Genomic DNA, 22024 nt, shown 5'->3' on the forward strand with positions numbered 1-22024 from the left:
AAATTCCTACAAATTTTATGCGGAGACACCGTATTCCCTGAGTGCATCGTTCAAAGATGTTTTTTTATTGGTGCTTTCCTTTCTTGTACCTATAATCAGAGCACATGGCACTTGAAAATCTCCAGCGGGAAATTTTTTGGTGTAACTCCCTGGTATAACAACTGAACGGGCGGGAACCCTACCTTTAATTTCAACGGGACTGGAACCGGTTACGTCAATAATTTTTGTTGAGGCTGTCAAAACAACGTTTGCACCTAATACGGCCTCTTTTTCTACCCTAACACCTTCTACAACAATGCATCGAGACCCTATAAATGCATTATCCTCTATAATTACCGGCGCAGCTTGTAGCGGCTCTAAAACTCCTCCAATACCAACACCCCCACTAAGGTGGACATTCTTCCCAATCTGTGCACAACTCCCCACGGTAGCCCAAGTATCCACCATAGTACCTTTATCTACATAAGCTCCAATATTTACGTAGCTCGGCATGAGTATGGTGCCGGGCGAGATGTAAGCCCCATGCCTTGCCACGGCGTTAGGCACGACCCTGATTCCCTTTTCGGCATACCCTCTTTTTAAGGGCATTTTATCATGGTATTCAAAGATTCCCGCTTCTAAGGTTTCCATTTTCTGAATGGGGAAATAGAGTACTACACCTTTCTTAACCCACTCGTTAATTTGCCATCCATCTGCAGTAGGTTCTGCGCAGCGCAGTTTCCCGGCATCAATCAGGTCAATGACTTCCCGTATGGCTTCTTGAGTTTTCGCTTCCTTCAACATGGCCCTTTCTTCCCATGCTTTTTCTATTATCTGCTTTAAATCGTTCATGTGTCCTCAATATTTCGTTCAAAGATAGGTTGAAGCAAAGTAATTCTCTAAGTGTTAATCATCATATAACAAATTATCCTTTATTTTTGCTAAAAATTCAAAGTGGGGAGGATTCTGGCAATAGATTATGGGGCAAAACGCATTGGAATTGCTGTTACGGACGAGTTGCAACTAATCGCATCAGGTCTAACGACCATACCTACTCCAGAAATCTTTGACTTTTTAACCGGTTATTTGAAAGAAGAAAAGGTATCTACCATAGTCGTTGGAGAACCTAAACAAATGGACAATACACCGTCGGAGTCAGAAGCCCTAATAAAGCCTTTTTTGGAAAAAATAGTACAGCAATTTCCAGACGTGAAGATTTTAAGACATGATGAACGTTTTACTTCTAAAATGGCCTTTCAGACGATGCTGGATTCAGGTCTAAAGAAGAAACAACGAAGGAACAAGGCTTTGGTAGACGAGATTAGCGCAACAATTATTCTTCAATCATTTATGGAAAGGATTTAGCGCGATATGTTCAAAAGACCCGAAATTTTTATCAAACGTAAAATCCGACATTTTTTTGATTCGTATTACCAAAAAGCAGATAGGTCCGCGTTAAAGAATAAGAACTTTGTATTGATTAGTAGAAATTGCTGGGGAGGACAAGCCTATCAATGGTTGGGAAAACCCTACAATACGCCCTTTGTTGGTCTGTTTTTGTTCGGCCCCTGTTATATGAAATTGTTGAGAGATTTTGATACCTATATGAAAATGGAACTGGTTTTTTGTGAGACTTCCAAATATCCTGAAGCATATAACGATTATCCCATAGGACTATTAGGTGATGTGGAGATTCACTTTCAACACTACCAGAATAATGAAGAGGCCAATGAAAAGTGGGTCAGAAGAAGGGAGCGAATGTTGGCCCATGAGAATAAGGACAATTACTTTTTTACCATCTGTGATAGGCGAAGAGTCTCGCAGGAGGATATCCAAGAGTTCCATCAAATGGATTTTAAGCATAAACTATCTTTTTCTTTTGATAAAATTCCAGGGCTTTCCAATTTAGAACATATAAAATTTATAAAGGACCCAACTAAGAAAAAAGGAACTCCGCCGAACGGAAAGAAGAGATTTAAACTTACATTTTTGTATTTTGACCTCGTTCAGTGGCTCAATTCTGGAAATGTACTTAGAACAAGATTTAAAGAATAAATAATGATTTTACCGATTATAGCTTATGGTGATCCTGTATTACGCAAAATAGGACAGGAAATTGACAAGGATTATCCAAACCTAAAGGATTTGGTTGCTAATATGTGGGAAACTATGTACAACGCGAACGGGGTTGGTCTTGCCGCACCGCAAATTGGACTGCCTATTCGTTTATTTATTGTGGATACCACTCCTTTTGCGGATGATGAGGATTTAACGTTAGATGAAAAAAAGGAATTGGAGGGATTTAAACAAGTCTTTATCAATGCCCACGTAGAGGAGGAAACCGGTGAGCAATGGGCATTTAATGAAGGTTGTTTAAGTATTCCGGATGTCCGCGAGGATGTAAGCAGAAAGGACACTATTAAAATCACCTATCAGGACGAGAACTTTAAAAAGCACACCAAGACTTTTGATGGCTTATTGGCACGGGTTATCCAGCACGAGTATGATCACATTGAAGGTGTTCTGTTTACGGATAAACTTTCGTCCTTAAAAAAACGCTTGATAAAGGGAAGACTGGCCAACATTTCAAAAGGAAAAATCGATGTGGATTATAGGATGCGCTTTCCCGGCCTAAAAAAAGGACGTTAAATCCTATACTAAATCAATAGAAAAATATAATATTTGCTCACTTAAACTTTAACTTAACCTATGGGGTTGGAAAAAATACTTTCCGTTGCAGGAAAACCAGGATTATACAAATTAATTACACAGACAAGGACAGGATTTGTGGCCGAATCCTTATTGGACGGCAAAAAAATAAGTGTCGGCTTAAGGAGTAACGTAAGTGTACTGTCAGAAATTGCTATTTACACGTTGGAGGAAGAACTGCCACTGCGCCAGGTTTTTCTAAAAATACAGAAGAAGGAAAATGGAGGGAAGACTTCCGTAAATCATAAGGATGAGAAGATAAAATTGGAAGAGTATTTTTTTGAGGTTCTCCCCAATTACGACGAGGACAGGGTATATGCGAGTGACATAAAGAAAATCATTCAATGGTATAATATATTGGTCGATAAAGAAATAACCGATTTTTCAGATATCAGCCCTGAAGCGACTGAAGCAGAAGCCTCGGAAGAGGAATAGTAAATATTACCTTAAAACTTTCAAGCCCCGTTTGTAAAATCGGGGCTTTTTTTATGGCGCAGGGATAAAAGTAATGTTTATATTTAGGAGGATTAATTCAAATAAAAATACCATCATGCGCTTCTCCTATAAACAGTTTCTATCACTTTTTTTCTAATCAGTTTAACTATCATCCATGCCCAGAATGATGAGGCTGATAAGAAAGCTACCAAAGAACTTCCTCTAGAACCGGAACGGAAAATTTCATTCACAACGGAGAAGGGAACTTGGATTTCCTTAGATGTTAGTCCGGACGGTCAGACCATCGTTTTTGACTTAATGGGTGACATATATACCATGCCGATTACTGGCGGTAGTGCTACGAGGATTACGTCTGGTATGCAATATGATGTGCACCCCAGATACAGTCCAAATGGAAAAAGTCTAGTTTTTATTTCGGATAAAAGTGGTTCGGACAACATTTGGACTTTGGATTTAGCGTCAAAAGAGGACAAACAAATTACCAAAGAAAAAAAGCATAATTTCTTTTCTGCGGAATGGACTGCAGATGGGGAATATCTGATAGGGGTAAAGGGTAGAAGAAATATTAAACCTCATATTTACCACAAAGATGGAGGTTCAGGAAGTCAGTTGGTAGATAAGCCCGAGAATATAAAACTCATTGATCCAGCCGCAAGTCCCGATGGAAAGTTGGTTTATTTTTCCCAGCGCCAGAACGCTTGGAACTATAATGCCCAACTACCACAATATCAGATTGGCACTTACGATATGGAGGATTCGGACATGGCCGTAATTACATCAAAATACGGCTCGGCTTTTACCCCTACATTGTCTCCGGATGGTAATTGGTTGGTTTATGGTACTCGTTTTGAAGCCGAAACAGGATTGGTTTTAAGAAACCTTTCCTCAGGCGATGAAAGATGGCTTGCATATCCCGTTCAAAGAGATGAGCAGGAGTCCATTGCAGCTTTAGGTGTTCTGCCCGGTATGTCCTTTACCCCGGATAGCAAACATCTGATTGCCTCCTACGGTGGCAAAATTTATAAAATTTCTTTAGGGAACAACGAGGCAACCGAAATACCTTTTAAGGTCGCGGTGGAGTTGGATATGGGGCCAAGGTTGGCTTTTAAATATCCCATAAAAGATACGGAAGATGCACTGGCAACCCAGATTAGAGACGCCAAACCTTCACCTGATGGTACAAAATTGGCATTTACAGCATTGAACAGATTGTACGTGATGGATTTTCCTAATGGTACTCCTAGGCGACTTACGGGAAATGACTTCATAGAGGCACAGCCCTCGTGGTCTCCCGACGGTAAATTTTTGGCTTTCACCACTTGGGATGAAAATGGGGGACATCTTTATAAGATTAATGTTGACGGAAGGCCTAAACCTATACAGTTGACTAACAAACCAGGACTGTACACCTATCCGGAATGGTCTTACAAACAAAATAGAATTGCTTTTCATAGGGGCAGTTCACAATCTTTTCAAGATTTATTAGGTCTTTTTTCCAGTAGAAATATTGAGGATTTGGTCTGGGTTTCTTCTGATGGGGGAGAGACTAACTTAATCGACAAGACCAAAGGAAGACAAATGCCACATTTTACAAAAGTGGATGATCGTATTTATTTGAGCCATGATGAAAAAGGGCTAGTATCTATCCGTTGGGACGGTACGGATGAAAAGGAACACATTAAACTGAAAGGAATAGTCACCTATGGTTCTCAGGACATTCTTGATGACCACAGCCTATTACCAACAATGACTGAGGCGGATGACAAGGATAAATCTTCAAAACCCAGTGTGGTTAAAATTTCTCCAGATGGCAAATCCGTTTTGGCAAAAATAAATAATGACATATATACGGCTACTATTCCAAGATATGGAAAGACTCCTACAGTTTCGGTAGCCAAGGTAGATGATGCCGCTTTCCCCGCTATGAAACTAACGGTAATTGGTGGAGAATTCCCTACGTGGTCCAATGATAGTAAAAAAGTGCATTGGTCCCTTGGTGCAAGTCACTTTAGATATATAATTGAAGAAGGGAAGAAATTTAATGACAGTCTGGCGGAAGCTAAAAAGGCGGAAAAAGAGCTAAAGAAAACGGAAATAGAGAAGGATTCTACTAGGTTAGATAATAAAGAGGATGAAAAAGATACTCCCGTTTTCAGGGCAGATGAGTTTAAGATCAAAATCGTTTATAAAAAAGACACCCCAAAAGGAAACCTTTTATTGAAAGGTGGTAGAATCCTTACTATGAAGGATGAAGCGGTTATAGAAAATGGGGATGTTCTTATTGAGAATAACCGAATAAAAGGCGTTGGAACTTCTGGGAGTTTGTCAATTCCAGATGGAACCACAGAAATCGACGTATCTGGAAAAACGATTATTCCAGGATTTGTGGATACACATGCCCACTTAAGACCGGCTTGGGGTGTCCATAAGAATCAAGTTTGGATGTATGCCGCTAATCTCGCTTATGGTGTCACCACAACAAGGGACCCGCAAACAGGAACTACCGATGTATTATCCTATTCGGATATGGTAGAAGCTGGTATGGTTGACGGTCCAAGGATATATAGTACTGGCCCGGGATTAGGGTTTTGGGGCTACCAGTTAGAAAGTCTGAAACAGACCAAGGAGGTTTTAAAGCAATACAGTGACTATTTTGACACCAAGACCATAAAAATGTACTTGGTCGGTAACCGTCAACAACGCCAATGGGTCATTGAGGCTTGTAAGGACTTAAAATTAATGCCAACCACAGAAGGCGGTTTAGATTTTAAATTGAATATGACGCAATTGATAGATGGGTATCCGGGTCATGAACACTCTTTACCCATTTATCCCATATATGATGATGTCATTAAAACCATCGCGGATTCTAAAATGGCAGTGACACCAACATTACTTGTTTCCTATGGTGGGCCATGGGCGGAGAACTATTATTACTCTAGAGAGAATGTTTGGGGAGACGAAAAGCTCCAATATTTTACTCCTTACAAGGAACTGGCGAACAAGAGTAGGAGAAGACCAGGTTGGTTTATGGATGAGGAGCATGTATTCAAAAAGCATGCAGAATTTATGGCCGATTTGGTTGATGCTGGTGGCCTTGCGGGAATTGGAAGTCATGGACAGTTACAAGGACTCGGGTTCCATTGGGAACTTTGGTCAGTTGCCAGTGGTGGAATGAAACCAATGGACGCTTTGAGAGTTGCAACAATTATTGGCGCCGAAGCCATTGGGCTGGATGAGGACTTGGGAAGTCTAGAGCCTGGTAAACTGGCGGATATACTTGTACTGGATAATAATCCCTTGGATGATTTGAGGAATACGAACAGTATAGACCAAGTAATTAAAAATGGTCGGGTTTATGATGCCGATACTTTAGATGAGGTATGGCCAGACAAGAAGAAAGCCGAAACTTTTACGTGGCAGACCAAAAAGCCTGATGGAGTTCCAGGGATAGGAAATTGAAATCAAAAGCTTTTAAATTAATTGATAAGGTTAGCTATTTTTTGATAAACTCGTTAGAACCTGCATTGCTTTTTCTGACTGGTTTATGTCGATAAAAATATGGTCGTGATAATATCCTGCTATGACATTGCAACTAATACCGTGCATTGCCAGCTCGTTGGAGAACGCAGCCGTAAATCCTACAGCCTCCAAGGAGGAATGAACCGTTAGTGTGATCCAAGCCGCGATATAGGCGTAATCAAGGCCAAGTTCATCGGCTTTGTTCCGTTCTAGAATTACGGTTGTTCTTTCGGCTTCTTTGAATTCACCAATAGTAAGGCCTCGGTCTATTTTGTTTATATCCCTTATCGTGCAAAAAACATATTCCCCTTCGTTAAGCTTGGGAATCATTTCCTTCAGCAATTCAGATAAATCGGTTTTTCCGGCCATTCAAGTCGTGAAATCAATCCTTTTCAATGGTTTCGTAGGTGAATTTGCTCTTTTTCCAATCAATCAAGGGCGAAGGATAGTATTTTACATTCATACGGTCTAAAAAGGGTGCTTGATCTGCCAAGCGGAGCTTATAATCCTCCCAATCCCTATTTTCTGGGATACTCCAGCTTAATTCTGAATAGCCGATTATCCTCGGAAAGGCCAAATATTCCAATTCGTCGATATTACTAATTGTCTCAGACCATAAAGGTGCTTCCACACCAAGAATATTCTCTAATGGAATACCACCATATTCCTCAGGCGACCAAACATAGGCAGTATCTACTGGAATATAGGCAGCCCAATGAAGACCATGTTTGGAAAGGGTATCGTATTGCATATCCAAATAGGCTTTTTTGGCTGGGGAAACAATAATTTTCATTCCCTTTTCTACGGCTTTTTTTGCATTTTCTTCACTTGCCCACCATTGTGAAATGGAGGTTGAATCTATATTCGCTATGGCTACTTCATCCCAACCGATCATTCGCTTACCATACTTTTGAACTATTTTTTCCACCTTATTAACAAAGTAGATATAGTCATTTTTTTTGGTGACATGACTTTCATCACCGCCAATATGGAAATAAGGTCCAGGGGTAATGGCCGAGATTTCCCTTACCACATCATCAATAAACGCATATACCGTATCCTTTCGGGTGTCAAATGTACTGAAGCCCACATGGGTACCTTCATATAGCTTCGGGGTTTTACCATTACCGTTTAAAAAAGGATAGGACACCGAGGCGGCATTGGTGTGTCCTGGCATATCAATTTCCGGTATAATGGTCATATATCTTTCCGCTGCGTAGCGCACGAGTTCCTTATAGTCTTCTTGGGTGTAAAACCCGCCAGCTTCTCCGCCTACTTCGGTACTTCCTCCAACCTCTGTTAGCTTAGGCCAGGACTTGATTTCTATTCGCCAGCCCTGATCGTCCGATAAATGCAGGTGCAGTACGTTTATTTTGTAGTAGGATAAAAGGTCTATATATTTTTTTACGTCCGCTACACTAAAAAAATGTCGAGCAACATCCAGCATGGCTCCACGGTAGGAAAAGGTAGGGTTGTCAAAAATCTTTCCGGAAGGCACTGGCCATATTTTTTGTTCGGCAAGCGTGTCATTACTAACCTCCGGTACCAGTTGGCGTAATGTTTGAATTCCTCTAAAAGCCCCTTCAGCAGTATTTGCGTTTAGAATAATCGAATCTTGATTGATATAGAGTTGATAAGCTTCCGGAGTGTCCATTTCCAAACTATCGCTCTGATTGATATATATGACACGCTCCACCGTATTGGTAGTCTCTGTGTTTACCGGAATGTCCAAGTTAATTTTTGATTTTAACTTATCCGCTAAAAACTTACTGACTTCCTCAAAACCGGTGGCACCTTTGGATGTATAGATAGCTGTGAACTGATCTAGTGCAAAGGCAGAATTTGTGGGTATGGTCTTTACAGGTTTGGGCATGAGACTTGCCTTGGCCAAATCGGTTTCTGGCATTGGGATACGTTGCCTCTTTTCTTCTTGGCATGCGATAATAGCACTGAAGACTGATATTAAAAATAATAATCTAATTAGGGTAGTTTTAAGCATTTCTAATTTTTAAGGGTTATTTACTAAGTCTTTCATGGCCTCGTACCACAATATGTATCCTTTTGGATTCATATGTAGTCCGTCCTCGATAAAAATATCCATTTTAAGCTTACGACCGTTAAGCATAGGGTTCCAAACGTCTACATATTCCAGAAGTGGGTCATTCTCACTTAAATTTCTATATTTTCTATTTAATCTTCTATACCTTCCTCTAAGTTTCCACCTACTTATGCTAGGCTTGGCGGAAATCAATACAATTTTAGTATTAGGATTATTATTTCTGATTTGCAAAATGATATCTGAAGTTGTTTGAACGATTTCTTTTGGCCTTTTCCTTGCAAAAATATCATTATCCCCTTCATAAATAAAAACCCTGCTAGGTCTGTACCGCAATACCAAATCATCCAAGTGATATAAAAGATCCGAAGCTTGGGAACCTCCAAAACCGGTATTTAAAATTTGATGGTCGGGGAAGGACTCCTCCAGGGTTTTCCAAAACCTAACGCTGGAACTTCCGGTAAATAAAATGGTCTCCCTTTGCTTGTCCCAAACGGTGTCATACTTCTTGGTGATGGATTCGACCTCTTCTTCAAAAGCCGAAACAGTCTGTGCCTTTATTTCGAATTGTGCTATGAAAGCAAGAAAAATAACACAGGAAGTACTTAATCGAAGGATACGGTTCATAAGGGGAATTTTTAGAAATAGATGTTATTACATTCCTCCTACAGGAAAAGTCAACCCTTGGCTCAAGGCCCAGCTATGAAACTGAGCAATCCAATTATCGGAGGCAAGTCCTTGCTTTTTCATGCCAAATCCATGTCCTCCCTTGGCATACATGTGGAGTCCCACGGAGTAATTCTCATTCAACCAAGCCATATATAGGTTTGCACTATCTTTTGCGAGGCCCAAAGGGTCATCAGTAGCACAGATGATTAACATGGGAGGTGCATCCTCCGGTACTTCATATTTCGGGATTACGGTCATCCAAGGATATACAGGTACGATGAAATTAGGTCTGTTTTCTTCGGTACAATTGAAAGTTACTCCCATGGTTACTGCTCCACCCGCGGAAAATCCCATAAAACCAATTTTCTCTGGATTTAGACCAAGACCTTTAGCATTACTCCTAACATAGCTGACCGCCGAAAGTCCGTCTGAAATAGAAAATGGTAAAACCGGTCTCACACGTTCCATAATTCTTTGAGGGTTGGTTGAGCCTTCCTCGGATATTTCTGCAACACCATCTTCACCGGTGGGCACTAGTCTATATTTCAAAACGAAAGCTGTAATGCCCTTTTCGTTCAGCCATTTGGCTACGTCCGTACCCTCACTTTTAATGCTGAGGGCGTAAAGACCACCACCTGGAGCAATTATGACACTCGTTCCATTAGGCTTCTCCGGTTTAAAAATTTCCATAGTAGGAACCGATACATTGGTAACCACTTGATTTTGCCATATTTCCGAGAAATAATTTTTCTCCTCACTTTCCCACGTCACGCCAGGGCTTTTGTCAAAAGGTAAGTTAATAGTGTTTTGTGCTAAGCTTAAAGCCGATATGCAGAAGGCACAAAGTATGCTAAGAAAAGGTTTCATATAATGTTTTTGAATATTTAAATTTTACAGAACACTTATAATTACTGATTTTTTAATTTATACCAATAAATACCAAAGCCGCCAAAAGTGCTCCCAGAATAGGACCGACAATAGGCACCCATGCATAACGCCAGTCACTTTTACCCTTGTGCTTAAGGGGTAAAATCGCATGAAGCAATCTAGGGCCTAAATCCCTAGCGGGATTTATGGCATATCCGGTAGGGCCTCCCAAACCAAAACCAATTCCCATTACCAATAGTGCAACGGGTAGCGCATCTAGGGAACCTAGGGAAATCGCTTCTTCGCCCATCGCTCCTCCCGCGATAAAAAACACTCCGAAAACTAAAGCAAAAGTCCCTACAACTTCCGATACCATGTTCCAAAACGGACTGCGTATGGCCGGGGCTGTTGAGAATGTGGCTAAAATGGCCGATGCATCTTCCGTAGCCTCGTATTGTTTTTTGTAAGTAAGCCAAACCAACAGACTACCCGTCATAGCCCCGAGTACCTGTGACAAAATATATCCAGGAACCAACGTCCAAGAAAATTTGCTGGTAATTGCCAGACCAACAGTAACGGCCGGATTAAGGTGTGCGCCACTAACATCGGCAGAAATGAATACCCCAATAAATACGGCAATTCCCCAAGCCAGTGCGATTCCTACCCATCCAGAATCGGAACCCTTTGTCCCTTTAAGTACAAGGTTGGCAACGATACCGTTTCCAATAAGAATAAGCATCGCTGTACCTATAAATTCAAAAATATAAGCTGTCATAGATTTGTTTTGGTTAGTGCGGGTAAGATAAAAAAATACACGGAATTAAACTAAGCGCTATTCTTTTAACCTTGGTAATATGATTTAGGTTAATTTTTATTTTCTACGTATTGTCATCAACCTTTCTGTTTATAATTGTCGCATAACAAAAAATAGTATCTTGTTCATCTGTTACAGCACCGAACCAATCATCCAAAAATGACCCACTTTAAACAAATTCTTGTCACCGTTATTTCTTTGCTAGTTGGAAATATTGTATTTGGTCAAACTTCAGACAATATTAGACCCACGGCTTTAGCCGTACCCATTTCAGAGGAACCGATAATAGACGGAAAAGTTATAGAGGATGCGATTTGGCAAAGCATAGAACCTTTTGGGGATTTGACCCAAACCCAGCCTAATTTTGGAATTCCGGCATCGGAGAAAACAGAAATAAGAATCGCCTACACGACCGAAACTTTTTTTGTCTCCGTAGTTTGTTATGATTCCAGACCGAACAATTTAGTCGTTTCCGATGCCAGAAGAGACGCGGACTTGGACAACACCGATGCTTTTCTTTTTATTTTGGATACGTACAGGGATGGTCAGAACGGATTTGTTTTTGGAACAAACTCTTTAGGCGTGGAATACGATGCACAGGTAGACAATGAAGGACAGGGAAATTTTAATGCCAACCGCCAACAGGGTGGTACCATTGGTGGGTTTAATTTGAACTGGGACGGTTCTTGGGAGGTGAAAGCCAGTGTAGGGGATTACGGTTGGAGTGCTGAGTTTGTAATTCCGTTGAGAACACTTCGATTTCAGTCCGGGAAGGATTGGGGCATCAATTTTAGAAGAAATATTAGAAAAAGTAACGAAATAGCCTATTGGTCGCCCATACCCTTAGGTCTCGATTTAAAACGTCTCTCACTCGCTGGAACCCTTACAGGTTTGGAATTGCGTAGCCCCGGAAATCTCAAGGTCATTCCCTATGTTTTAGGGAGTGTCTCCAAGGACTATGCCTTGACCGACCCTAAATCTGATTACCGCTTTGACGCAGGTGGAGATGTGAAGTATAGTATTACCCCTAGTTTGACCTTAGACCTTACGTACAATACCGATTTCGCCCAAGTAGAGGTAGATGACCAGCAAGTGAACCTTGATCGATTTAACCTGTTTTTTCCCGAGAAGCGACCCTTTTTCTTGGAGAATGCCGGTCTCTTCAGCGTTGGTAGTCCAGGTGAGGTTGATCTGTTCTTTAGTAGGCGTATTGGAATCGGTGACAATGGTAACATCGTTCCGATTATAGGTGGTGCGCGGCTTTCAGGAAAACTTAATCGGACAAATATTGGGCTCTTAAGCATGTGGACGGAAGAGGTTTCCGATATTGGTGTGGAAGCCAATAATTTTACCGTCGCAAGGGTTAACCACGAATTTAAAGGAAGAACGGCACTTGGTGCCGCAATTATCAATAAAGAAGGTTTACAATCCGATGATTTTAATAGAACCATTGCCTTAGATGGAAAACTTGGCTTGGGTAGAAAAGCACGTATGTCTGGATTTTATGCCCATACTTCCGATCCTAATGATACTATAAATGCCAACTCCTTTAAGTTCCAAACGGATTATAATTGGAACAATTGGGAATTAAGAGCGGCATATACAGAGGTCGGACAGGGCTTTAACCCCGAGGTAGGGTTCCTTTTGCGTTCGGCCTTTAGAAAACCGGAAGGACTTGTACTGTACCATTTAAGACCAAAAAATCCGGAATCGAAAATTCTGGAGTATCGCCCACATATTTCTTATAGAGGTTATTGGAATTTTGATGGTTTTCTGGAAACCAGCTTTTTGCACTTGGATAATCATTTTGAATGGAAAAGTGGATCAGAACTTCATACGGGTGTCAATATTACCAAGGAGGGCGTTGTTTTTCCTTTTGATATTTCAAGAGGGGACAATGTCATTGTACAGCCTGGAAATTACAGTCACGCAGAATCCCAGATTATTTTCTTTACCAATAGGAGTAAACCGTTTTCGGTGAATTTAAGGTCGGTAATAGGGGGTTCCTTTGGCGGGACCCGATATATAGAAACGGTTACTGCGGCCTACAGAATTGGGGATCGGTTCAACTCGGAAGTTACCTTTCAGTATAATAACTTTCAGTTACCAGTGGGGGATTTTACGGCCAACATTTTAAGAACGCAATTATCGTATTCTTTTAAGCCTAACGTTTATTTACAAGGGTTGATACAACATAATACAACGGATAAGTTATGGGCGGCAAATATTAGGTTCGGTTGGTTAGAGCGTGCCAATACCGGATTATTCGTGGTGTACAACTACAATCTCCGGGATGGTGACCCGTTAAATAATAGCTTTATTATCAAATATACCCGTATGTTCGATTTGGTAAAATAAGGATTGCACTATGCTTGTTAAATTGAGCATCACGATTTTTTTATAACCTCATTTTTTATAATATTACCAAAACTTTACTATGAAATATTTGAAATATATCCTTGGGTTATCTCTGTTGATAGCGTTGGTCTCATGCTCATCCGACGATGGTGCCACGGATTCTACAGCAACACCATTGGTAGTGGGAACTTGGAGCCTTACCGAAGTGAATGTAAGCATTCCGCAAGACCCTAACGATGATGGGACTGCTTCTACAAATATGGTAGATGAACTCCCGTGCTTAACCGGACTTTTAATAATTAGCGAAAATGGCAATTGGACAGCTTCCATAACCGATGTAAGTATTACTCCAATTACGGGGGATTTATACGCCATACAATGTGAACAATCCATTTCTTATTCTGGAAATTGGTCTTTTCAGAATAACGTTTTAAGTCTTAATCGCGTTGGTTTTAGCCCTATCACATTAAGTGGGGATACACTAAGAGAATCTAGAAACGAAGATCTCCCTGGTATTCAAAGTTTGGTCTATACGAGACAACCGTAAAGACAGTGTCAAACCCCGAACTGTTCTAAATGGTGGTTGAGGTGTTTGTAAAAGAGAGTATTCCATTGTGCAGAAGTTAGCGGTCCAAAGGCATGGGATTCTTTGTTTTCAAAATGGTCTTCACCAAGTTCTTGGGTTTTAATGATATTCTGAATCAGGATTTGCTTTTCCTTTTCAAAATCCCTGGAATCTGTAATCAGGAATTCTGGAGCGGTCCGCATGTTTTTCTTATAGGGCTTTGGACCTACCACTAAGTTCTTCGCAAATAGTTTTATCAGGAATTTTTTAAAACCTGTTGGCTTCGGGTACTTGTCAGTATAGGTCATGTCATAGGCTACATTACAGTGTGCCATCATTTGAGACACGCTCATTTTACCCCACAAGGGTTGTGTTTCTGGGGTTAATTTTTCTATCCTAGCTATAAGCTCTTTAGAAGTATTCTTTTTGAAAATGTTTTTCATGATTGTTGATTTAAGATTGATTTTACCTTTTTCTAACTAGCGAACTCCGTGAACGTTCATTTCTAAGGTATACACCGAATCCATAGCGGTTATAAAAAGCACGTTCTGATCCTTTCCTCCAAAAGTGACATTGGCCGTCCATTTTTCACCGGTAACGATATGCTCAATTTGATTTCCCTCGGAATCAAACACGGTTACCCCGTCCCCCGTCAAATACAGATTTCCTTCATTGTCCAACGTCATTCCATCTGAACCTAGCTCGCAGAAGAGTTTCCTGTTGGCTAGGCTTCCATCTTCGTTTATCATGTAGACATAAGTTTTTTTGTCGCCTATGTCGGCAATAAATAAGGTCTTTCCATCTGCAGAGCCTATAATACCGTTGGGCATAACAAAATCTTCAGCTACGATTTTTAGCTCGTCACCAGTTGGTGAAAGATAATAGACACGGCGTTCTTTGATGCGTTCAACTGAAGGATTCCACCAAGGGCGGTCGTACAGAGGGTCGGTGAGGTAAACACCCCCTTCTGGGTCTACCCACAGGTCGTTGGGTCCACCTAATTTTTCCCCTTCAAAATTATCAATGAGTACGGTTACATTCTTTTCAGGATCTATGCGCCAAAGCTCATTTTTTTCATCGGCACAGGACAAAAGGTTACCGCTGTGATCAAAATAAAGTCCGTTGGAACGCCCGGAGGGCTGCATATATGTAGATACGCTATTGCTATCCGCGTCCCACTTTAAAATTCTATCGTTTGGTTGGTCCGTGAAAAATACGTCACCCTCACTATTAACTGCCGGACCTTCTGTAAACTGATATTCATCGGAAACCAAGGTTAATTTTGCACCATCGGCGATAATAGACTCACCCTGAGCTAAACCGGAATAACTAAAAAGCACAACAACACTCGTGAATAAAAACTGTGAAATCGATTTCATACTTTATTACAAATTGTTCAAATACTTCATATTGTGTTCCATGCTTTCAAAAGGGGTGCTTTCATATTCTTCCTGTTCTATGAAAATATGCTTAACTCCGGATTGTTCTTTGTGTTTCATCATACTTCTCACATCTAAACCACCCTTGCCAAGTTCCGTGCTCTCCTTCTTTTCCATATTCATATCCTTTAAGTGCCATAAGGGAAATCTCCCAGGATACTTTTCAAAATAGTCCAAGGGGTCCTTGCCCGCTATGATGACCCAGCCAAGGTCTAACTCCATATGCACCAAATCGGGCTGTGTGTTATCCATTAGCACATCATATAGGATTTTCCCATTTTCAGATTCAAACTCATATTCGTGATTGTGATAACCGAATTTTACTCCCGCCATACTGCAGGCTTCTCCTGCTTTATTAAATTTTTCTGCCACTCTTTTATAATTGTCAATGGTCTGGCCTTTAGAGGGCATGGACGAACATATTAGGTACTCTTGTCCAGAGGCAACGGCCTCCTCGATGGTTTGGTCAAAGTTGGCATCTAAGTGTACATGGCCACTTTTAAGTTTCATTCCTAAACCGGCACAAGTATTTTTCATTTCGGTTGGGCTTAACCCGTAGTAATGACCTTTCTGCGACCTTGCGGTTTCAATTTCTTTTATTCCCAAACTGGCTATTTTTTCCAAGGTGCCCTTTGCATCTTTGGCCATGGCATCCCTAAAAGAATACAATTGTACTCCGTACACTTGTCTAGATTCATTGGCCCTTAGTAAATTGGGAATCAGAAATGCACCTGCAGAAACCAGGCTTGATTTTATTAAAAATTCTCTTCGCGTATTCATAAATATTTATCGGGTTATTTTAGTTTATAGCTTACAAAAGCTACTTCGGTTGAATCTGGAGACCATGAAGGGACATTTATAGTTCCTTGACCTCCAAACAGATTTGCCATCGTATTAATTTCTTTGGTTTCTAGGTTCATAATGCGCAACATCACATTCTTATTAGCAGGATGTTGATCTGCTGGCACATCCGTATTAAAAGTAACATATGCAATCCATTTACCATCTGGGGAAGGATGTGGAAACCAATCGTGCAACTCATCGGTCGTAATTTGTTCTTGATTACTTCCATCAACGTTCATACGCCAGATCTGCATGGTCCCTGTTCTGGAGGAATTAAAGTAAATTTTTTTGCCATCCGGTGCATAATCGGGACCGTCGTCAAGGCCCTTGGCGCTCGTTAATCGTAATTCCTCTCCACCCTCCACTGGGATAGTATAAATGTCATAGTTGCCATTTCGCTCCGCGCAGTAGGCCAAAGTCTTTCCATTGGGAGACCATCCATGCCAATAGGAGGGACCTTTTTCCGTAATTTTTGTAGGAGTACCTCCGTTTATGGGCAATGTATAAATGAGGGATTTTCCAGTTTCCGTTTGATCGCTGATGACCAGTTGTTTACCATCGGGAGAAATTCCGTGATCATTGTTGATGCGTCTGGCAAATCCGGTAGGTATAAGTTTTGATTGTCCTCCCGATACAGGAATACTGTAAAGTAATCCATCACTATTGTAAATCATGGTTTTTCCATCCGGGGACCAATTAGGCGCTTCTATGTGACTATTGGTCTTCAATACTATTTTTCTGTCCATAGTTCGTATGTCTATAGTTTCTAGGGTGCTCTCCAGAGTGGTAATGTCTGTCTTAGTTGAATCCTTTTGTTGGGCTTTGATTGAGGGAATTAACATATACATCATCAAAAAAATAACTGGATAAACTTTTAAACTAGACATGTTTTAGTTTTCTGGTTTTACGCCTTTTAAATGTACGAAAATTCAATGAACAATATCCTTTGAATGACACAGGCTATTTGTATTTTTAACCAAATTATGGCTATGAATTCTAGAGCATCACAATTAGCATCTTTTGACCGTTTGCTAACCATTATGGAGGAACTTCGGTTAAAATGCCCATGGGATAAAAAACAGACCATACAGACGTTACGACATCTCACTATTGAGGAAACCTATGAGCTGGGTGACGCTATTCTGGATAACGATTTGGATGAGGTAAGAAATGAACTGGGAGATCTTCTTTTACATATCGTGTTTTACGCTAAGATAGGTTCAGAAACGGATAGTTTTGATATTGGCGACGTCATCAACGGAATCTGTGAAAAGCTCATTAACCGACATCCACATATTTATGGAGATGTAACGGTATCCAACGAAGAAGAGGTAAAGCAGAACTGGGAGAAAATTAAGTTGAAGGAAGGTAAGATAAGTGTTCTGGAGGGAGTTCCAAAAAGTCTGCCTGCATTGGTCAAGGCCAACCGCATACAGGATAAGGTAGCAGGCGTAGGGTTTGATTGGGAGGAACCGGAACAAGTTTTTGAAAAGGTGCAGGAAGAATTAGCCGAATTACAGCAAGAGGTGAAAGCAGGGGATAGGGATAAGATTGAGGCAGAGTTCGGAGATGTACTATTTTCAATGATCAACTATTCCAGGTTCTTGGGTATCAATCCGGAGAATGCCCTAGAGCGCACTAACAAAAAATTTTCAAAGAGATTCAAATACTTAGAGGCGGAGGCGCTAAAAGAGGGAAAATCGTTACAGGATATGAACCTTAAAGAAATGGACGTCCATTGGGAGGCGGCCAAAAAGATAGATTAGTCCGAATAGTAGCGAAGCATAGTTCTTTTGAAACTGGGGTTTATCCGTCCTATTAATTAAAAGTATCTTTGCCTTCAAAGATTTTTTTCTTGCGCCAGTACACTAAAGAATTTCGCTATACCATAAAGTTATCCGTCCCGGTCATTTTAGGAATGTTGGGCCATACGTTCGTTCAGTTTGCTGATAATATTATGGTCGGGCAATTAGGAACCGCTGAACTAGCTGCGGTTTCTCTGGGAAACAGTTTCGTTTTTATCGCCATGTCCTTGGGCATAGGTTTTTCTACCGCAATTACGCCCTTGGTAGCAGAGGCCGATGGAGCAGGTAACAAGGATAGCGCTAAAAGTTCCCTAAAGCATGGTCTAATACTTTGCACCATGATTTCTGTAGCGTTGTTCTTGCTTATTCTTCTGGCCAAACCTTTAATGTATTTGATGAAGCAGCCCCAAGAGGTTGTTTCATTGGCCATGCCTTATCTGGATCTAGTGGCTTTATCTTTGGTTCCTTTAGTGATATTTCAAGCCTTTAAACAATTTACGGAGGGGCTATCCGAAACGCGTTACCCTATGTACGCCACGGTTATTGCCAACGTGGTCAACATAGTACTTAATTATCTTCTCATTTTTGGTTCTTTTGGCTTTCCAAAATTGGGTATAGTAGGTGCGGCCATTGGCACATTGGTTTCAAGAATTATCATGGTACTGTACATTTGGTTACTACTAAAGAACAAGAATAAGTTCCACGATTATGTAACCGGTTTCAATTTTAAAAAGATAGAAAAGCGAGTAATGCGCAAGATAATTGCCTTAGGCTTTCCTTCCGCGCTACAGATGTTCTTTGAAGTAGTTATTTTCACCGCAGCTATTTGGTTGAGCGGGGTCTTGGGCAAAAATCCCCAAGCAGCAAACCAGATTGCACTGAATTTAAGTAGCATGACGTTCATGTTCGGTATGGGCTTGGGCGTGGCGGCCATGATTAGGGTAGGCAATCAGAAAGGACTTCAAAACTTTAAAGAATTAAGAAGAATAGCCCAATCCATATTCTTCCTCACTTTTTTACTTGAAATTATTTTTGCCATCCTTTTTCTTCTAGGGAGGAATTGGTTTCCAACGCTCTACTTAGACATAAACGATGTAATGAATGTAGCGGACAACAATGAGGTTATTTATTTAGCCGCACAGCTGTTACTGGTTGCCGCTTTTTTTCAAATTTCAGACGGAGTACAAGTAGTGGTATTGGGGGCTTTACGTGGATTACAGGACGTTAAAATACCAACGCTCATAACTTTCGTTGCCTATTGGGGCATAGGTTTTCCCGTATCCTATTATTTAGGCCTGCATACAAATTTGGAGAGTATTGGTATTTGGATGGGATTGTTGACGGGGCTAACGGCATCTGCCATTATGTTGTATATTCGATTTAATTATTTGACCAGACGGCTCATATTAAAAAGAGATATATTGCATCCCTAGGGAAGTCGAAGACTTTTTGCTAAAATATGCTATTGAAAAATAAACTATGGAATTTCCAAAATTTTTACTGGGGGATAACACGGATTATCCCGATGCGATTTTCGTAATCCACACTCATTATCCGCGATTCATTATCAACTTGGAAGATGATGAGGTGGAATGGCTGGAGGAATTTTCCAAAGAGGATGAAAAAGAACTGGAATCGGAGGCGGAGAATCTAATTGAAGCAGCTACGGCTTTTTATGATAGGGAAGTTTCAAGGTACGAGGATTAGTTATCATGCTTGAAGAATTGCTACATCTGGACCAAGAGCTTTTTATTTACCTCAACGGATTGGGAAATTCTTCTTGGGATAATTTTTGGCAGTTTATTTCCAATAAATATAGCGCGCTACCCATATACCTGTTTCTTTTGATACTTACCTATCGAAAGTTTGGGCTAAAGAAGACGATTGTAGTCATTGTTAGCGTGGCCATTTTAATCACAATTTCGGACCAGTTGAGCAATTTGTTCAAGTACGGCACGACCCGCTTAAGACCGTGTCATGACCCAACAATATCCTCGGTGGTTCGCTTGGTTAAAAGTTACTGCGGGGGGCAATATGGGTATTTTTCGGCCCATGCGTCCAATTCCTTTGCCCTAGCCATTTTTTTTGGTATCCTACTAAAGTCAGAGTTTAAAAATATTAGTCTTCTTCTTTTGATATGGGCTGCATTAGTTGCCTATAGTAGAATTTATATAGGGGTACATTTTCCATTGGATATTCTTACAGGAGCTATAATCGGTTCCCTACTTGGTTGGTTATTTGCAAAGTTATATATATTTGTAATCCGGAAATTCTCCCTATGATATCCAATAGAAGGTATTGGTTCTTGATTACCCTTGTTATACTCGTTTACATTATAGGGATGTTCGTTACCCTTTTTGAGAATGATTCTGCCCAGTTTGCCGTGATGGCCGTGCGCATGGTCCAAGAAAACGATTTCTTAAGCCTTTTCAAAGGACCTGAGGAATATTTGGATAAACCTCACATGCATTATTGGCTAGCGGCCATTTCCTTTAAAATATTTGGCCTCCATGATTGGGCATATCGTATTCCCGGAATACTGGCAACCCTTTTGGCGGCCTACAGTACTTATGGTTTGGGAAAGCTACTTTATAATGAGCATACTGGAAAGTTGGCCGCTCTTATATTTATGACAGCTCAAACCATTGTTCTAAGCGCAATCGATGTTCGTACCGATGCCGTGCTGACGGGATTCACTATTTTTTCTATCTGGCAGTTGGCCCGGTACATTCAATATAGAAGTTTGGTTGCTATAGTCTTAGGAGCCTTTGGTGCTGGAATTGCCTTCTCCACAAAAGGTCAAATAGCTCTTTTAGTAATCGGATTACCTTTATTATGTCATATAGCATACACCCGAAAATGGAAATCTTTTCTTAGCTGGAAAGTCGTTTTGGCTTTATTAATTTTCGCTCTTACAATAGCACCGATGCTCTATGCGTATTATCACCAGTTTGACTTACATCCAGAAAAGGTTATTAGGGGTAAGTCCGATCGCAGTGGAATCTTTTTTATTTTCTGGGAACAAAGTTTTGAACGGTTAAGCGGAGAGGGTATTGGAAAGAACAGCAGTGACTATTTTTTCTTTTTCCATACTTTTTTATGGGTCTTTATACCATGGACCATTATAGCAATCACGGCATATTGTTGTAGGGTAAAGACGTTTTTCAAACTTAAATTTGCCTACAATCCAAAATATGAATTTTTAGTCCTTGGCGGTATTACATTTGTATTTATCCTCATAAGTTTCGCACAATTTAAATTGCCTCATTATCTAAACGTGACCATCCCTTTATTCTCAATCCTTACAGCTTCTTATCTCTATAATCTATATCGATTTGACAAAAAGAGAGCGGTGAATGTGCTTCTGGGATGTCAATATTTTATTCTTGGAATTGTTTTTATCTCCTGCTCATTAATATGCTTCTTTGTATTTAAGCTTAAAACACCATGGGCCTGGGGAGTTTTGATATTTGCGGGACTTGTTACGATTTACTATGCTCTAAAAAGAGAGAATCATTATGTACGCCTTATAACAATTTCGGTTTGCGCTTCATTATTATTGAATACCGTGCTTAATCTGCATTTCTATCCAAATCTTTTGAACTATCAGGGAGGATCATCAATGGCCCAGATAGTTAAAGAAAAGGAAATACCTGTGGATAATATTTATAAAATTGGAAAGGACTATACCTGGGCTTTGGACTTTTATAACCAACACCCCGTAAAATTATCCAACCTTGATGCGGTCAAAGCTGCAAAAGATATATGGGTGTATGTTAATCAAAATGAATTGGAGGAATTGCGAAATGCCGGCGTAGATTGGGATAAGCAGTATTCCGTGAAACATTTTAGGATTACGCGCCTCCAGGCCAAATTTTTAAATCCGAATACTAGGTATAAAGTGCTTAACAACATGTACTTAGTGCATGTTTACTAACTTAC

Annotated in this window: 22 protein-coding genes; 12 read left to right on the plus strand and 10 right to left on the minus strand. The window is 40.5% G+C overall.

Features of this window, described 5'->3' with window-relative positions; translation table 11 throughout:
* Positions 1-15 precede the first annotated feature (15 nt).
* Positions 16-831, minus strand: coding sequence for a 2,3,4,5-tetrahydropyridine-2,6-dicarboxylate N-succinyltransferase (locus N8A89_RS13535; RefSeq protein WP_281542722.1), 816 nt, complete (start codon positions 829-831; stop codon positions 16-18).
* Positions 832-933: 102 nt separating this feature from the next.
* Here N8A89_RS13535 and ruvX point away from each other — a divergent pair, with 102 nt between their 5' ends.
* From ruvX to N8A89_RS13560, 5 genes are all read left to right on the plus strand, one after another.
* Entirely contained in the window at positions 934-1344 is a 411-nt protein-coding gene (gene ruvX / locus N8A89_RS13540; RefSeq protein ID WP_281542723.1) for a Holliday junction resolvase RuvX, read from the plus strand.
* A 6-nt stretch (positions 1345-1350) separates the two neighbouring features.
* Positions 1351-2034, plus strand: a complete 684-nt coding sequence (locus N8A89_RS13545) for a DUF1919 domain-containing protein (protein WP_281542724.1) — start codon at positions 1351-1353, stop codon at positions 2032-2034.
* A gap of 3 nt (positions 2035-2037) precedes the next feature.
* Positions 2038-2628, plus strand: coding sequence for a peptide deformylase (gene def / locus N8A89_RS13550; RefSeq protein WP_281542725.1), 591 nt, complete (start codon positions 2038-2040; stop codon positions 2626-2628).
* A gap of 60 nt (positions 2629-2688) precedes the next feature.
* A complete protein-coding gene (locus tag N8A89_RS13555) occupies positions 2689-3123 on the plus strand; it encodes a DUF5606 family protein (RefSeq protein WP_281542726.1) in 435 nt (144 codons plus the stop codon).
* 318 nt (positions 3124-3441) lie between these two features.
* Entirely contained in the window at positions 3442-6606 is a 3165-nt protein-coding gene (locus N8A89_RS13560) for an amidohydrolase family protein (protein WP_281542727.1), read from the plus strand.
* 30 nt (positions 6607-6636) lie between these two features.
* Here the strand turns inward: N8A89_RS13560 and N8A89_RS13565 are convergent, their stop codons facing one another.
* Genes N8A89_RS13565 through N8A89_RS13585 form a run of 5 tightly spaced genes read right to left on the minus strand, consistent with a single transcriptional unit; the run spans position 6637 to position 11033 of the window.
* Complete coding sequence (locus tag N8A89_RS13565) at positions 6637-7035, minus strand: ACT domain-containing protein (RefSeq protein ID WP_281542728.1); 399 nt, start codon at positions 7033-7035, stop codon at positions 6637-6639.
* 13 nt (positions 7036-7048) lie between these two features.
* Positions 7049-8665, minus strand: a complete 1617-nt coding sequence (locus N8A89_RS13570; protein WP_289644466.1) for a beta-N-acetylhexosaminidase — start codon at positions 8663-8665, stop codon at positions 7049-7051.
* Between the two features lie 9 nt (positions 8666-8674).
* Positions 8675-9349, minus strand: coding sequence for a GDSL-type esterase/lipase family protein (locus tag N8A89_RS13575; protein ID WP_281542729.1), 675 nt, complete (start codon positions 9347-9349; stop codon positions 8675-8677).
* 27 nt (positions 9350-9376) lie between these two features.
* Positions 9377-10258: an alpha/beta hydrolase gene (locus N8A89_RS13580; RefSeq protein WP_281542730.1), complete on the minus strand. Its 882-nt coding sequence runs from the start codon at positions 10256-10258 to the stop codon at positions 9377-9379.
* A 52-nt stretch (positions 10259-10310) separates the two neighbouring features.
* Positions 10311-11033, minus strand: coding sequence for an MIP/aquaporin family protein (locus tag N8A89_RS13585; protein ID WP_281542731.1), 723 nt, complete (start codon positions 11031-11033; stop codon positions 10311-10313).
* A 198-nt stretch (positions 11034-11231) separates the two neighbouring features.
* Between N8A89_RS13585 and N8A89_RS13590 the strand changes: the two genes are divergently transcribed.
* On the plus strand, positions 11232-13430 hold the full coding sequence (locus N8A89_RS13590; protein WP_281542732.1) for a DUF5916 domain-containing protein: 2199 nt from the start codon (positions 11232-11234) through the stop codon (positions 13428-13430).
* Positions 13431-13509: 79 nt separating this feature from the next.
* The gene (locus N8A89_RS13595) at positions 13510-13977 is read left to right on the plus strand and encodes a hypothetical protein (RefSeq protein ID WP_281542733.1); all 468 of its coding nucleotides are present in this window, start codon (positions 13510-13512) and stop codon (positions 13975-13977) included.
* Positions 13978-13985: 8 nt separating this feature from the next.
* Here N8A89_RS13595 and N8A89_RS13600 read toward each other — a convergent pair whose 3' ends face one another.
* From N8A89_RS13600 to N8A89_RS13615, 4 genes are read right to left on the minus strand one after another with little or no spacing between them, the layout of a single operon-like run.
* Positions 13986-14438, minus strand: a complete 453-nt coding sequence (locus tag N8A89_RS13600) for a DUF1569 domain-containing protein (RefSeq protein ID WP_281542734.1) — start codon at positions 14436-14438, stop codon at positions 13986-13988.
* Positions 14439-14474: 36 nt separating this feature from the next.
* The gene (locus tag N8A89_RS13605; protein WP_289644467.1) at positions 14475-15374 is read right to left on the minus strand and encodes an SMP-30/gluconolactonase/LRE family protein; all 900 of its coding nucleotides are present in this window, start codon (positions 15372-15374) and stop codon (positions 14475-14477) included.
* Positions 15375-15380: 6 nt separating this feature from the next.
* A complete protein-coding gene (locus N8A89_RS13610; RefSeq protein WP_281542736.1) occupies positions 15381-16214 on the minus strand; it encodes a sugar phosphate isomerase/epimerase family protein in 834 nt (277 codons plus the stop codon).
* Positions 16215-16228: 14 nt separating this feature from the next.
* Positions 16229-17164 (minus strand): DUF5050 domain-containing protein, encoded by a 936-nt coding sequence (locus tag N8A89_RS13615; RefSeq protein WP_281542737.1) that lies wholly within the window; start codon positions 17162-17164, stop codon positions 16229-16231.
* A gap of 102 nt (positions 17165-17266) precedes the next feature.
* On the opposite strand from N8A89_RS13615, the gene mazG reads away from it, so the two are divergent.
* The 5 genes from mazG to N8A89_RS13640 all read left to right on the plus strand — a co-directional run bounded on the left by mazG (position 17267) and on the right by N8A89_RS13640 (position 22019).
* Positions 17267-18043 carry a nucleoside triphosphate pyrophosphohydrolase gene (gene mazG / locus N8A89_RS13620; RefSeq protein WP_281542738.1) on the plus strand — a complete coding sequence of 259 codons (777 nt, stop codon included), beginning with the start codon at positions 17267-17269 and terminating at the stop codon, positions 18041-18043.
* Positions 18044-18132: 89 nt separating this feature from the next.
* The gene (locus N8A89_RS13625; protein WP_281542739.1) at positions 18133-19515 is read left to right on the plus strand and encodes an MATE family efflux transporter; all 1383 of its coding nucleotides are present in this window, start codon (positions 18133-18135) and stop codon (positions 19513-19515) included.
* A gap of 46 nt (positions 19516-19561) precedes the next feature.
* Positions 19562-19789: a hypothetical protein gene (locus N8A89_RS13630; RefSeq protein WP_281542740.1), complete on the plus strand. Its 228-nt coding sequence runs from the start codon at positions 19562-19564 to the stop codon at positions 19787-19789.
* A 5-nt stretch (positions 19790-19794) separates the two neighbouring features.
* Positions 19795-20364, plus strand: a complete 570-nt coding sequence (locus N8A89_RS13635) for a phosphatase PAP2 family protein (RefSeq protein ID WP_281542741.1) — start codon at positions 19795-19797, stop codon at positions 20362-20364.
* Positions 20361-22019 (plus strand): ArnT family glycosyltransferase, encoded by a 1659-nt coding sequence (locus N8A89_RS13640; protein ID WP_281542742.1) that lies wholly within the window; start codon positions 20361-20363, stop codon positions 22017-22019. The genes N8A89_RS13635 and N8A89_RS13640 overlap by 4 nt, the downstream gene beginning before the upstream one ends.
* The last annotated feature ends 5 nt before the right edge of the window (positions 22020-22024 follow it).

The sequence above is a fragment of the Maribacter aestuarii genome (assembly GCF_027474845.2).
Taxonomy (GTDB): Bacteria; Bacteroidota; Bacteroidia; order Flavobacteriales; family Flavobacteriaceae; genus Maribacter; species Maribacter aestuarii.

Coding starts and splice junctions, on each gene's coding strand:
- N8A89_RS13590 (WP_281542732.1), top strand. CDS start 11,232: ATGACCCACTTTAAACAAATTCTTGTCACCGTTATTTCTTTGCTAGTT.
- N8A89_RS13565 (WP_281542728.1), bottom strand. CDS start 7,035: ATGGCCGGAAAAACCGATTTATCTGAATTGCTGAAGGAAATGATTCCC.
- N8A89_RS13605 (WP_289644467.1), bottom strand. CDS start 15,374: ATGAAATCGATTTCACAGTTTTTATTCACGAGTGTTGTTGTGCTTTTT.
- N8A89_RS13575 (WP_281542729.1), bottom strand. CDS start 9,349: ATGAACCGTATCCTTCGATTAAGTACTTCCTGTGTTATTTTTCTTGCT.
- N8A89_RS13585 (WP_281542731.1), bottom strand. CDS start 11,033: ATGACAGCTTATATTTTTGAATTTATAGGTACAGCGATGCTTATTCTT.
- N8A89_RS13595 (WP_281542733.1), top strand. CDS start 13,510: ATGAAATATTTGAAATATATCCTTGGGTTATCTCTGTTGATAGCGTTG.
- mazG (WP_281542738.1), top strand. CDS start 17,267: ATGAATTCTAGAGCATCACAATTAGCATCTTTTGACCGTTTGCTAACC.
- N8A89_RS13600 (WP_281542734.1), bottom strand. CDS start 14,438: ATGAAAAACATTTTCAAAAAGAATACTTCTAAAGAGCTTATAGCTAGG.
- N8A89_RS13610 (WP_281542736.1), bottom strand. CDS start 16,214: ATGAATACGCGAAGAGAATTTTTAATAAAATCAAGCCTGGTTTCTGCA.
- N8A89_RS13615 (WP_281542737.1), bottom strand. CDS start 17,164: ATGTCTAGTTTAAAAGTTTATCCAGTTATTTTTTTGATGATGTATATG.
- N8A89_RS13555 (WP_281542726.1), top strand. CDS start 2,689: ATGGGGTTGGAAAAAATACTTTCCGTTGCAGGAAAACCAGGATTATAC.
- N8A89_RS13580 (WP_281542730.1), bottom strand. CDS start 10,258: ATGAAACCTTTTCTTAGCATACTTTGTGCCTTCTGCATATCGGCTTTA.
- N8A89_RS13630 (WP_281542740.1), top strand. CDS start 19,562: ATGGAATTTCCAAAATTTTTACTGGGGGATAACACGGATTATCCCGAT.
- N8A89_RS13635 (WP_281542741.1), top strand. CDS start 19,795: ATGCTTGAAGAATTGCTACATCTGGACCAAGAGCTTTTTATTTACCTC.
- N8A89_RS13640 (WP_281542742.1), top strand. CDS start 20,361: ATGATATCCAATAGAAGGTATTGGTTCTTGATTACCCTTGTTATACTC.
- N8A89_RS13535 (WP_281542722.1), bottom strand. CDS start 831: ATGAACGATTTAAAGCAGATAATAGAAAAAGCATGGGAAGAAAGGGCC.
- N8A89_RS13545 (WP_281542724.1), top strand. CDS start 1,351: ATGTTCAAAAGACCCGAAATTTTTATCAAACGTAAAATCCGACATTTT.
- N8A89_RS13560 (WP_281542727.1), top strand. CDS start 3,442: ATGGGTGACATATATACCATGCCGATTACTGGCGGTAGTGCTACGAGG.
- def (WP_281542725.1), top strand. CDS start 2,038: ATGATTTTACCGATTATAGCTTATGGTGATCCTGTATTACGCAAAATA.
- N8A89_RS13570 (WP_289644466.1), bottom strand. CDS start 8,665: ATGCTTAAAACTACCCTAATTAGATTATTATTTTTAATATCAGTCTTC.